At 51.3% G+C, this 12,525-nt stretch carries 8 protein-coding genes and 1 tRNA gene; 6 read left to right on the forward strand and 3 right to left on the reverse strand.

All coding sequences use genetic code 11. The features are described 5' to 3' along the window. Positions 1–202 precede the first annotated feature (202 nt). From ACXYMU_RS03725 to ACXYMU_RS03750, 6 genes are all read left to right on the forward strand, one after another. On the forward strand, positions 203–1,234 hold the full coding sequence (locus ACXYMU_RS03725) for a LacI family DNA-binding transcriptional regulator (RefSeq protein WP_458985008.1): 1,032 nt from the start codon (positions 203–205) through the stop codon (positions 1,232–1,234). 430 nt (positions 1,235–1,664) lie between these two features. Next, positions 1,665–4,772 (forward strand): SusC/RagA family TonB-linked outer membrane protein, encoded by a 3,108-nt coding sequence (locus ACXYMU_RS03730; RefSeq protein WP_458985009.1) that lies wholly within the window; start codon positions 1,665–1,667, stop codon positions 4,770–4,772. Positions 4,773–4,804: 32 nt separating this feature from the next. Next, positions 4,805–6,289, forward strand: a complete 1,485-nt coding sequence (locus ACXYMU_RS03735) for a RagB/SusD family nutrient uptake outer membrane protein (RefSeq protein ID WP_458985010.1) — start codon at positions 4,805–4,807, stop codon at positions 6,287–6,289. Between the two features lie 273 nt (positions 6,290–6,562). Then, the gene (locus ACXYMU_RS03740; RefSeq protein WP_458985011.1) at positions 6,563–7,726 is read left to right on the forward strand and encodes a glycoside hydrolase family 130 protein; all 1,164 of its coding nucleotides are present in this window, start codon (positions 6,563–6,565) and stop codon (positions 7,724–7,726) included. 94 nt (positions 7,727–7,820) lie between these two features. Further along, entirely contained in the window at positions 7,821–8,714 is an 894-nt protein-coding gene (locus ACXYMU_RS03745; protein ID WP_458985012.1) for an ROK family protein, read from the forward strand. Positions 8,715–8,795: 81 nt separating this feature from the next. After that, the gene (locus ACXYMU_RS03750) at positions 8,796–10,157 is read left to right on the forward strand and encodes a sugar porter family MFS transporter (protein ID WP_458985013.1); all 1,362 of its coding nucleotides are present in this window, start codon (positions 8,796–8,798) and stop codon (positions 10,155–10,157) included. Between the two features lie 380 nt (positions 10,158–10,537). Here ACXYMU_RS03750 and ACXYMU_RS03755 read toward each other — a convergent pair whose 3' ends face one another. The 3 genes from ACXYMU_RS03755 to ACXYMU_RS03765 all read right to left on the reverse strand — a co-directional run bounded on the left by ACXYMU_RS03755 (position 10,538) and on the right by ACXYMU_RS03765 (position 12,514). After that, positions 10,538–11,797, reverse strand: coding sequence for a hypothetical protein (locus tag ACXYMU_RS03755; RefSeq protein ID WP_458985014.1), 1,260 nt, complete (start codon positions 11,795–11,797; stop codon positions 10,538–10,540). A gap of 353 nt (positions 11,798–12,150) precedes the next feature. Beyond that, a complete protein-coding gene (locus ACXYMU_RS03760; protein ID WP_458985015.1) occupies positions 12,151–12,402 on the reverse strand; it encodes a GIY-YIG nuclease family protein in 252 nt (83 codons plus the stop codon). A gap of 38 nt (positions 12,403–12,440) precedes the next feature. Then, positions 12,441–12,514, reverse strand: a tRNA-Ala gene (locus tag ACXYMU_RS03765). Positions 12,515–12,525 lie beyond the last annotated feature (11 nt).

Below are 12,525 nucleotides of genomic sequence, written 5' to 3' on the forward strand. Positions count from 1 at the left end.
GGCGGTTTTTTTTTTGTAAAAAGCCGGTGAAGCGCGGCATCAACTTTTGCCCTTTCGCTGATTTATACCTAATATGGTACCGTGCAATTTCGTGCTCCTTTGTAAAGTGCCGGGTGGGTGGGTTCCTGCTGTTGTATGGCGCAATAAAGGAATTAGTTGGCAGCCCTCCATACCCTGAAAATCGCCGGATGGTGCGTATGACATGTTAAAAAAGAAAAAAGTATCGATACTGGACATCGCCAGGAAGCTGAATGTTTCGAAGTCTACCGTCTCTTTCATCGTGAACGGCAAGGCGAAGGAGCACCGCATCAGCGATGAATTAGCGGAGCGCGTGCTGAAGGTGGTGAAGGAGATGGGGTATAAACCGAACCACCTGGCGCAAAGCCTTGCCACGGGCAAAACCAACAGCATCGGCTTGATCGTGGAGAACATCTCCGACTCCTTTTTCGCCAACATCGCCTCCCTGATTGAGGAGCGCGCTTACAACAGCGGCTACGAGATCATCTACAGCAGCACCAACGACGATGTGACCAAGGCTAAGTCGGTGCTGAAAATGTTCCGGGAGCGGCAGGTGGATGGGTATATTATCTGCCCGCCGATTGGGGTGGAGGAGGAGATTCAGGCACTGATCGATGAGGGAACCCCGGTGGTGCTGTTCGACCGCCACCTGCCCACCGTGGCGGCGGATTACGTAGGGACAGATAATAAGGAAAGCACATTTGAGGCATGCAACTACCTGTACAAGCAGGGGTATAAGCACATCGCGTTCGTTACCCTGGACTCGGAGCAAAGCCAGATGAAAGAGCGCCTGGAAGGCTATCAGGAACTGGCAAAGGCCCACGACCTGGAGAGCTACGTGCTGGAAATCCCGTACCATCTCCGCGACAAATCCGCTATCGATAGTATAGAGGACTTTTTGAAAGCGCAGCCAGCGATTGAAGCGGTTTGCTTTGCCACCAACTACCTGGCCGTGCGGGGCCTCGAGGCCATCCAGCGGCTAGGCTTGCTTATACCCCAGGATATTGCGGTAGTCGCTTACGACGATATTGAGTTGTTTAAGCTGTATTCCCCGCCCATCACCTCGGTCGTGCAACCGATGGAGGAAATCAGCAACCGTTTGATCACGATGCTGCTCGAGCAATTACAGTCCACGCGTGAAATCAGCAAGGGAAGAAAAGTCATTATCCCGTCCAGCTTTACGATTCGTGCCTCTAGTAAAGAGGTGAAGGCCTGAATCTCAAGGTCTTAAAAATTAAATTTTAAACAGTCATTTTGCTAAACCGGTTTTTTATTTATACATTACAGCATCATTCAGCAGGTTAGGGAAAAAGACAAAGGATATATTTCAGCCTGTTTTTTTATTTATCAATCTGCTAAACCGGTTTTTCATGTAAAGGGAGGGCACGTTTTAGATGGGTTAACAAGGCAGTGAGAGATTCTACGATTGGTGTATAACGCATGATCTATTGCTAAACCGGTTTAGGTTAAATTTTAATCTGTTAATGGAGGAATGAATTATGAATACATGGCTGCTAAGGTATGCTGCTGCCTTTTAAAGAGAGTGATTGCTCACACATACTATTGGAAAGAAGTGCGGCAGCAGGAAACAGTCGGTAGCTCAGGGAAAAGGAAATTAAGCAAAGTACATACTATAATAACGTTATATGAAAAACTCTAAACATTCTTGGCGGCAAAAGGGCTGTCTGCTTGCATTGCTGATGGCCATGAGTGGAAGCGGCTACAGTGAGGCGCTTCCATCGGAGAAAAACGCTTTCATAAAACCTGTTGCCTGGACGGTGTCCGGAAAGGTAGTCTCTAAAAACGGAGAGCCCCTGCCGGGCGTGACGGTGCTGGAGAAAGGAACCTCCAACGGCACGGCTACCGCTGTCGATGGCTCCTTTTCGTTGAGCGTGGCCGAGAAGCCGGGCACGCTGGTGTTCTCGTTTGTCGGGTATGCCAACCAGCAGGTGCCTTATACCGGACCGGGGGCGTATAACGTGACCTTGCTGGAAGACGCCAAGGCGCTGCAGGAACTGGTAGTAGTAGGTTACTCGGCACAGAAAGAAGCCACTATTACAGGCGCCGTGGCCCCTGTGAGCATGAAAGACGTGGAAACACGCCGCGTGCCAACCGTGTCGCAGGCGCTGCAAGGTCAGGTGGCCGGTGTGCAGGTAACCCAGAGCACGGGGGCGCCGGGCGACGAGATAAACATCCGCATCCGGGGTACGGGCACAATCGGAAACAACGACCCCCTTTTTGTGATTGACGGCGTGCCTTCACGCGAACTGTCTTTCCTGAACCCGAACGACATTGCCTCGATGACAGTGCTGAAGGATGCCGCGGCAGCCTCGATGTATGGCTCTCGGGCAGCGGGTGGCGTGGTGGTGATCACGACCAAGAGCGGCACCAAAGGTAAATCCAGCATCGACGTAAACTACTTTAATGGGGTGCAGATGACGACTAACCTGCCCGACATGCTGAACGCCACCCAGTATATGAACAAAGTGGAGGAGGCCTGGAACAACGCCGGCTACCCGGGCACAAACCCATACACGGCTGACAAAGGCCGCGCCGATTTTGCCAACACCGACTGGCTGGACGAGTTGTTTGAGGTAGGCCGCACGCAGAACATACAGCTTTCCGCGAACGGTGGAACCGACAAGATCCAGTATTTCCTGTCGTCTAACTATTACGCTCAGGATGGTATCGTGGTGTATGGCAACGACAAGTTTCAGCGCTACAACGTACGTGCAAACGTGACTGCTGACCTGACCAACCGCCTGAAAGTGGGAACGAACATCCAGCTATCCTATACCTCCCAGGACAAGCTTTCCTCAAAGGGCGATGCGCCGGGTATCATCCGCCACGCCATGCTGCGCCCGCCGATCATGTCGGTGTTCAAGGACCCGAACGACCCAACCTATACCCAGCGGAACCCCTTCACAGACCTTCCGTTCTACAACGGCCCGGACGATCACCAGGCCAACAAGTATGAGTATACCTCTAACCCGATTGCCCTGGCGTTCTTCACCGACGACAAGCGGAAGCAGTTTAAGACCTTCGGCAACATGTTCGGCGAGTATGCCCTGCTGAAAGACAAGGCGCTGAAGTTCCGTACCAACGTGGGCATGGACCTGAATTTCTTCCATAACAAAGCCTTCGGCGAGAACTTCGGGGATGACAACGGCGGCGGATCGGATATTGACAAAGGCCAGGGCCGAAACAACAGACCGAACTCACTGGCCGAGAGCCGTGGCGAGGTGCTGACCCTGACCTGGAACAACACCCTGAACTATACCAAGGAAATCGGCCTGCACTCTATCAACGCGCTGGTTGGTACTGAGTACATCAAGAACCACGGCTCTACGATCAACGCATCCCGCACCCGCTATGATTTCACGAGCGATGCCTTCCGTTACATCGATTACGGTAGCACCGCACAGAACCTTTGGAACGGTGGCTCGGGCTCAGAGTGGGGCTTGTTCTCCCTGTTCGGCTCCGCGACCTACGTGTACAACGACCGCTACATGGTAACCACCAACCTGCGTGCGGATGCCTCTTCCCGCTTCGCGGAGAACAACCAGTGGGGTTACTTCCCGTCTGTTTCCGCCGGCTGGATGGTATCCGAGGAAAGCTTTATGAATGGCGTGGATTGGCTGTCGGACCTGAAGCTGCGCGCCAGCTGGGGCCAGTTGGGTAACCAGGAGATCGACAACTATGCCTACCTGACCCTGCTTCGCAGAGACGCGGACCGCTACCTGGTGTCGCGCTACGGCAACCCGGACCTGAAGTGGGAAACCACAACACAGTCTAACATAGGTATAGACTTGGGCGTGTTCAGCAACAAGCTGTATGTGTCTGCTGACTACTTCAACAAACTGACGTCTGACATCCTGTTGCCGATCTCGTTGCCTGCTTTGGTGGGTGAGGTGGCCCCGACGATCGTGAATGCCGGCGAGGTGAGCAACAAAGGCTTCGAGCTGGGTATAAACTTCCGCGACAGCGACCACGCCTTTAAGTACGGCGTGAACGCGAACATGGCCACCGTGATAAACGAAGTGCAGAAACTGCACCCGAACCTGCCCAACATCGCCGGGTCGGTGACGAAGACGCAGGTGGGCCAGCCCCTGAACGCCTACTACGGCTACGTGATGGACGGCATCTACCAGAACAACGAGGAAATCCTGTCGCATCTGCATGGCACCACCAACCCTTCGGCGCAGCCCGGTGACATTCGCTTCGCTGACCTGGACGGTAACGGTATCATCAACGACAAGGACAGAGGCTTTATCGGCAACCCGAACCCGAAGCTGAGCTACGGCCTGAACCTGCACGGCGAGTACAAAGGATTTGACCTTTCGATGTTCTTCCAGGGCGTTGAGGGCGTGGACCGCTACAACGACAGCAAGAAGATTGTCGATTATGATACGCGCCCGTTTAACTATACCACCCGCGTGCTGGACAGCTGGAACGGAGAGGGCTCGAGCAACACCATTCCGCGTGTGAGCTTCTCCGACAACGGCAGCAGCCGCGTGTCGAGCATCTATGTGGAGGACGCCTCGTACCTGCGTTTCAAGAACCTGGAGCTGGGCTATACCCTCAAGAACAAGTTCAACATCGGTATGGAGAGCCTGCGTTTCTATGTTTCGGCGCAGAACCTGTTCACGATCACGGACTATACCGGCCTGGACCCCGAGTCTGTTGACCTGATCGACTTTGGTACTTACCCTCAGTCACGGTCGTTCCTGATGGGCATCAACGCCAAGTTTTAACTAAGAAAGCATCCTATTTAAACTGTACAAATATGAACCGAATATATAAAATGCTTGCGGTAGCGGCCGTTATCTCGCTCACCGGCTGCGAGGACCACCTCGACCAGGCCCCGATCGGATTATTAACGCCAGAGCAGGTAAACACCGATCCGACGCTCGGAAGCGTGATCTCGTCTGTCAACTCCTCCTACCAGCCCCTCTCCAGCACCCTGAACATTCTGGGGAACTGGGACTGGAACGGCGGTAAGGTGCTGCGCAACGACTTTATCCTGCACGACATCGCCTCTGGCGACATGCAAAAAAAGTGGAACCCCGACGGCGACCAGGCCTGGATGGACCAGGTGGGCAGCTTTAACTTCACGGCCGCCAACGGTGCCTTCAACGGCATCTGGAGCTACGACTACGAGGGAATCTCGCGCACCAACTACGCCATCAGCTACCTCGAGGACGAGGCGGTTATCAAGAAGATCAACATCGACACACAGCTGAAGAACAGGTTGCTGGGCGAGGCGTACTTCCTGCGCGCGTTCTATTACTTCGACCTGGTGGTGAACTTTGGCGATGTGCCTTTGCTGCTGAAGCCTCTGCAAAGCTTTGGCGAGGCCTATAACGTGGCCACCCGCGTGGAGAAAGAGAAGGTATGGGAGCAAATCAGAGCGGACCTGGATAAGGCGAAAAACCTGTTCCCGGACAGCCGGTATGCCAGCGCATCGGAGCCCTGGAGAGCATCGAAGGGTGCGGCCATGGCCATGCAGGCCAAAGTGGCGCTATATAACCAGAACTGGCAGAAAGTGGAGGAAACCGTAACTGAAATGGAAAGCCTGGGCTACTACAGCCTCAACCAGAACTATTTCGACAGTTTCAGCACGGCCAAGGAGTTTAACGAGACGGAGGTGATCTTCGCCTTTAACCATGAAGAAGGACAGACCCCGCGCAAAGGCAACGGACTGGCGGCCCTGATGGGCTGGGGTTTTGTGGCCCCAAGCCAGAATTTTGTGAATGCGTTTGAGCCAAACGACCCGCGCCTGGGCCTGACGGTGAACGTGGCGGACCAGGCAGTGTATAAACTGCTCGGCGCAACAAACACCAGCAACAAAGGCAATGACGACTCGCCAGGCAACAAGGTGTTTATCCGTTGGGCCGATGTGCTGCTCTGGAAAGCCGAAGCCCTGAACGAACTGGGCCAGCAGCCTGCTGCCGTAGCGATTATCAACAAAGTGCGGGAAAGAGCAAGAACCAGCGCCACCGCCGATGGCAGCGTGGTACCGGCCGGCACCCTGCCTGACCGCGCCGCAACAGCTAGCAAGGAGCAGGTGAAGCAGTGGATCATGCACGAAAGAAGGGTGGAACTTGGCTTCGAGTCGCAGCGCTTCAACGACCTGAGAAGATGGAAAGTAGCCGAGCAGGTGCTGACCGGTATGGGCAAGAACTTCCAGGCGGTTAACTACCTGTACCCGATCCCGCAGGGCGAAATTGACAAGTCAGGTGGCCAGATTGGGCAAAACCCGGGTTATTAAAGAGCTAAAAGCTAGTGTGCTGCTGCCTTTCACTAGTAGTGAAGCGGCGGCACACTTTAGCTAAACTTCTTTAACTTAGAAGGAAAACTGTTGCGCTCGCGCGTGTGCGGTATAATTGGGCCTCTGGCCCAGCCGAGTTACAAACGCGACATCATTTTAAGACATCCCGAAAGCATTCGGGGCGCCAGTAAAATAGCGAATGAAAAGTACTCCTACCTCCTTCAAAGGGGGACAAAAAATAACTAGCAGAACTATTAACATATCGAACCTCAGATGATAAACAGCAAACGAATTATACTAGGCCTCGCGCTACTGGGCTTAACCGGAACGGCATCGGCGCAGCAGGCAACGCAGCAGGAAGCGCCATCTAAATACAAGGAGTGGATGCTGGGCCCTTTTGAAAGACCGAATGAGATCAACCCGATTATCACACCGAAAGAGAAGACCACTTTCAAGGACCCGATGAGCGGCAAGAAAGTGAATTGGGAAGCAATGGCGACCTTTAACCCCGCCTCGGTGGTGCGCGACGGCAAGATACACGTGCTTTACCGCGCCGAGGATAAACTGGGCGACATGATGATTGGCGGCCATACCTCCCGCCTGGGCATGGCAACCTCTGAGGACGGCAAAGCCTACAAGCGCGGCGACAAGCCCGTGTTGTTCCCGGATAACGACAGCCAGAAGCAGTATGAATGGCCTGGTGGTGTGGAAGACCCGCGTATTGTGGAGAAAGAGGATGGCACGTACGTGCTGACCTATACCCAATGGAACAAGGATATTCCGCGCCTGGCCGTGGCTACCTCTAAAGACCTGAAGACCTGGGAAAAGCACGGGCCGGCCTTCGCGAAAGCGCACGATGGCAAGTTCCGTGACCTCGATTCGAAGTCTGGCGCGATCCTGACACGCAAGGAAGGCGACAAACTCATCCCGACCAAGATTAACGGCAAATACTGGATGTATTTTGGCGTGCCCCATATCTGGATGGCCACGTCGGATGACCTGGTGAACTGGGATCCGGTATTGGATGACCGTAGTGAAATTGTGAAAGTGCTTAGCCCGCGGGTGGGTTATTTCGATGCGTGGTTAGTAGAAGCAGGACCTCCTGCGCTGGTCACAGACAAAGGCATTGTGGTGCTTTACAACGCCGGAAACAGCAAAGCCCTGGGCGATACCACGCTGGCCGACCGGATTTATACCGGCGGACAGGCACTGTATGACCTCAACAACCCGATGAAGCTTTTGTCGCGCTCGGATGAGCCGTTTATCAAGCCGGAGATGCCTTACGAGAAAACAGGCCAGTACGTGGACGGCACCACTTTTATGGAGGGCCTGACCTACTTTAAGGGCAAGTGGTACCTGTATTATGGCACCGCCGACTCCAGAGTGGCCGTAACCGTTTGGGACCCCACCAAAGCTGCCGCCAACACCAAAAAGTAGCCTCAGCCAACTCTTGATATTGTTTGCTCGCCTGTCCTTCTGCTTTGGAAGGACAGGTAGGGGTGAACTATGAAAACTTACGGAAATTATCAGCATGAAAGAAAAAGCGATGGACCCAGCTGTGATTGGAATTGATATAGGAGGCTCGCATATTACGGCTGCGTTGGTGGCGGATAATAGGGTAGATGCCGGTGCCATGGCCAGAAAGCACATCAACTCTGCCGGGTCGGCAGAAGAGATTCTGGATGGCTGGGTGGAGGTGATTGCCACCGTGCGCGACAGTGCCCCCGGCAAGCCCGTGAAGCTGGGTATCGCCATGCCCGGCCCGTTCGACTACGAAAACGGCATCTCGCGCATCCGGAACATGAACAAGTATGAATCCATTTATGGGCTGAATATCCGGGAGGCGCTGGCGGAGAAACTGAACATCAGCGGCACTGCCATCCGCTTCCGGAACGATGCGGAATCCTACCTGGCTGGCGAGGTCCTAAGCGGTGCCGGCAAGGGGTATAAAAAAGTGCTGGGGATAACCCTGGGCACAGGCCTGGGCTCGGCGGTATGCGACGAAGGAATTACGCGCGACGTAAACCTGGGCTCCTCCACGTTTAAGGATGGCATTGCCGAAGACTACCTTTCCACGCGGTGGTTCCTGAAAGCCTATGCCGAGCGATCCGGAGCGCAGGTGAAGAACGTGAAGGAGTTGACCAAACTGATCGACACAGACCCGAACGCCAGCGTAGTGATGCAGGAGTTTGAGCAGAACCTGTCGGATTTTCTACTGAATTTTATCACCAAGGAATCACCGGATGTAGTGGTGATTGGCGGGAACATTAGCAAAGCCCACAAACTGTTTCTGCCTGGTGTAAAAGACATCCTGCAGCAAAATAACGTCAGTACGGCGTTGGTGATCGCCACCCTCGGAGAAGCGGCAGCGCTGATTGGGGCCACGGCCTGCTGGCAAACGCAACAGGCACCTCTCCCAAAATAAAACAACAGCATTTAAGCACAGTGGCGCGCGGTTTATACCTGCTACTGTTGTGCCTTTACACTCCTCTAACTCACAAACAGCATGAATGGTAAATTAATAACGGCCGTGGTGGTGTCTGCCCTGGGCGGCCTGCTTTTCGGATTCGACACGGCGGTAATCTCCGGCGCAGAGCAGTCCATCAAAGCCATGTTCGGGCTCGACGGCTTTTGGCACGGGTTCACGAACGCCATTGCCCTGATCGGAACAATTTTCGGGGCCCTGGTAGCCGGTAACGCCGGCGACAGGTATGGCCGCCGGAATATCCTCATCCTGGTGGCGATCTTCTTTGCGGTTTCAGCGCTTGGCTGCGCCTTTACCGATTCCTGGTATGGCTTCCTGTTTTACCGCTTCCTCGGTGGCCTGGGCATCGGTGCCTCGTCTGTTATCGGCCCCTCTTATATCTCTGAGATCGCGCCGGCCAACCTGCGTGGGCGCCTGGTGGCCATCTTCCAGTTTAACATCGTGTTTGGTATCCTGCTTTCGTTCCTGTCCAACTACCTAATCAACCAGCTCATCGCGGTAGACGCGTGGCGCTGGATGCTGGGCGTGGAGGCAGTGCCAGCCGTGGCCTTTTTCGGCCTGCTCTTTCTGATACCGGAAAGCCCGCGTTGGCTGATCAAGATGAAGCGCGAGGCGGAGGGATTACAAGTATTACGCACCATGGGCAGCAAAAACCCGGAGCAGGAAAGTAGCGAGATCATTGCCTCGCTGGCGCAGGAGGGAGGCGGAGCAAACGAGCCGCTGTTCTCCCGTAAGTTCTCGTTCCCTATTTTCCTGGCGATCATGCTGGCTACTTTCAACCAGTTCTCAGGTATTAACGCCATTATGTACTATGCCCCGCGCATTTTCGAGATGACCGGCCTGGGCACCGACACCGCCCTGCTGCAGTCTGTCGCGATTGGCGTGACCAACATGCTCTTCACGGTACTGGCTATGACGTTAATTGATAAGTTCGGAAGAAAGACCCTGCTGCTGATCGGTTCGGTGGGTATGATCGTGTCGCTGGGGCTGACGGCCATGGCCTTCTATCAGCAGGACTTTAACGGCTACTCCGTCCTGATCTACCTGATTGGTTTTATCGCCAGCTTTGCCTTCTCGCAGGGCGCTGTTATCTGGGTTTTCCTGGCAGAAATATTCCCGAACTCGGTACGCGGCAAAGGGCAGTCGCTGGGCAGCCTCACGCACTGGGTATGGGCCGCCATCATGACCTGGACCTTCCCGGTGGTAGCAGAACTGAGTTACGGCGGTGTGCTGGCCTTCTCCTTCTTCGGCGGAGCCATGGTGCTGCACCTCATCTTCGTCTGGAAATACCTGCCCGAAACAAAAGGCAAGACACTGGAAGAACTGGAAGTCGTTATGGCCAGAGGGTATAAGCAGCAGCCTCTGGAGAAAGTTGTGAGCTAGATGCAGAGAACAGAGTAAAAGTAGCGGGCTTGTTGTGACCAAGGATGGTTGTGGCAAGCCCGCTTGATTTATGTGTAATTACCACTACTCGCCCTGACATCACTGCTTCTCTTCGTGGCAGAAGGCTTACAGGTTCATTTTTCTTTCGCAACCCTTCCATGGTCTAGTGAGAAGGGATTACGAAAGAAAAATGTCGAGATTGGAATGTCAGCTATTGTTCAAGGCTAGAGAATGTAAGCTTACATCTTGACTATTACATATATACTGTATTAGCTGTACTCTACCTTATTAAGCTAGAGAGATTAATAAGTTTTATGCTACCATAATAGTAAGATATACTTCCCTTGATTAGATGGCAAGCGAATAAGATAGGAGGATTTCTAAAGTTTAACATTTTTTATGAACAGGGTTGAGTCGTGCTTTCTAAAGTCAACTTCAAAGTTCCTATTTATATTTTCTGTAGTTAGTGTTACTGTTTTTCCATCATACAACTTAACCCTAATGCTTTGTATTGCTACTGTGTTTCTTGGTAGCTGTATCACTAAAGGTTCGTTGAAAACGAAAGGTTTTTCTTGTACTTCTTCGGAGTTAGTTATTGGGGTGATCTGCAGTTCAGTAAATTTTACAAGACTATGGACTTTACCACCTCCACCAAATGGTTCATTCTCACTTCGTGCATGTTGTATAACTGTAATACCCGCTGGTGTCGCACTCTGAACTGATGCTCCATAACCGTACCTGTTTTCCAAAGTTTCTAATCTTACAGATCTGACATCAATTATATTTGTAGCTATTGATGGACCTACTAAAAACGTTTGTCTAGATGTTCTTCTGCTACCAGTTCCACTTGTTCCTCCTGTTCTTGTTTCAGGAAATGTATGAGAACGGCTTATTCTTAGTGTATCATTTGTCGTTGTACTTACTTGTAAATCAACTGCACCGAACTCTAAGGGTACTACTTTAGTAAAGTAATTATATTTTGCAGTTTTTTGAAAAAGCTTCTTGAACAAACCTCCATATCTGAATTCTAAATTAAAATTTGCACGTTTACCCTCTAAGGCTTTTTCTAGTTGTTCTGCTTCAAGATGATATATAAGTCTATTTGTGCTTATCTCGGATGCCTTGATTTCTTCACCATTCACCGTAAATTTAGACTTTTGGTCAAGGAGGCTACCAGTAAATTGTATTTCGTATTCATTAAAATTGCTGCTTTTAATGAGGATAGGGAAATAGCTTTTTGAAATATACGGTTTTTTGGATGTGCCAGGAATTGTAATCATAACACTATGCAGATTAGCTACTGTATTATCTAATTCAGCAACAAAGTCTGTTGCACCACTTGAAATCTTATCTGTAGCTTTTTTTATATTGAGAAATATGTTATAAGCTTGTTGGTCTAGAACAGTATCCGAACTCTTTAGTACGTCCTTGTAAGTTTCTCGGAAGTTGTAGATAGTGGTATTTACCTGTAACGCCCCATTATTGATGACACTGTTTCCTGAATTCTCTGCATCTTCAATTACACCGCTCATGGTACTTTCCATCTTATCTAATGCAACTGCCGCAGCTACGCCTGTAATTTGGCAAAAAGAAGTTTGGGCCACTAAAATTAGAAATCCAATTAGTAGTGATTTTTTCATATCTATAATTTATTAAGTTATAGTCAAATAACGCTTGTTAAACCATGTTCTGCAATACCTACTTGTGAGTATTTATCTGTAATTGTCTCATTTTTAATTAATTATTTTACGTTTTTCTTTAGAGTCAGAATTTAAGAAGTTCAATGATCGTAGGAATTTTCACAAAAGAAAGAATAGGGTAGTAGCCAAACACGTGTCAAGGCATTATATTAGCAGAGATAGAGAGGAATTATGTACATATCTACATGCCCCCCCAAAAATTGTCCTTACGATATTAGTGTTAAGGGATGAATTATAAATGTGGAGAATATTGGAGTTGAAGCGATGATCCTCCCGAAACCATTCAGGGCAATCTAACTGGCTGAGTGAATCAGCCATTCGATGTACTTTCTGCTCTTCTTTTTCTTTATCTCCGATTCGCGGGTCTGGGCGGCAGAGCGGGTGTCAAAAGTCTCGGTCAGTTTGATTGCCCAGGGAGAGCCGCTTTTTGTGGATTTGTTCCTACCGGTATTGTGCTGCTCCAACCGCACCGTCATATCCTGACAACTTCCGATATAATAGCGGTTGAGTTTTTCCGAGAAGAGGATATAGGTATAGAATGGCATAAAAACAAAAAAGGCAAAGCTAAATGCTTTGCCTTTCGTGGAGAATATCGGAGTCGAACCGATGACCTCTTGCATGCCATGCAAGCGCTCTAGCCAGCTGAGCTAATCCCCCGTTTTAGTGTC

This window comes from Pontibacter sp. CAU 1760 (assembly GCF_054482735.1).

What these genes read in the sequence shown, in the direction of transcription:
- ACXYMU_RS03755 (WP_458985014.1), bottom strand. Translation starts at nt 11,797, where the DNA reads ATGAAAAAATCACTACTAATTGGATTTCTAATTTTAGTGGCCCAAACT.
- ACXYMU_RS03735 (WP_458985010.1), top strand. Translation starts at nt 4,805, where the DNA reads ATGAACCGAATATATAAAATGCTTGCGGTAGCGGCCGTTATCTCGCTC.
- ACXYMU_RS03760 (WP_458985015.1), bottom strand. Translation starts at nt 12,402, where the DNA reads ATGCCATTCTATACCTATATCCTCTTCTCGGAAAAACTCAACCGCTAT.
- ACXYMU_RS03745 (WP_458985012.1), top strand. Translation starts at nt 7,821, where the DNA reads ATGAAAGAAAAAGCGATGGACCCAGCTGTGATTGGAATTGATATAGGA.
- ACXYMU_RS03750 (WP_458985013.1), top strand. Translation starts at nt 8,796, where the DNA reads ATGAATGGTAAATTAATAACGGCCGTGGTGGTGTCTGCCCTGGGCGGC.
- ACXYMU_RS03730 (WP_458985009.1), top strand. Translation starts at nt 1,665, where the DNA reads ATGAAAAACTCTAAACATTCTTGGCGGCAAAAGGGCTGTCTGCTTGCA.
- ACXYMU_RS03740 (WP_458985011.1), top strand. Translation starts at nt 6,563, where the DNA reads ATGATAAACAGCAAACGAATTATACTAGGCCTCGCGCTACTGGGCTTA.
- ACXYMU_RS03725 (WP_458985008.1), top strand. Translation starts at nt 203, where the DNA reads ATGTTAAAAAAGAAAAAAGTATCGATACTGGACATCGCCAGGAAGCTG.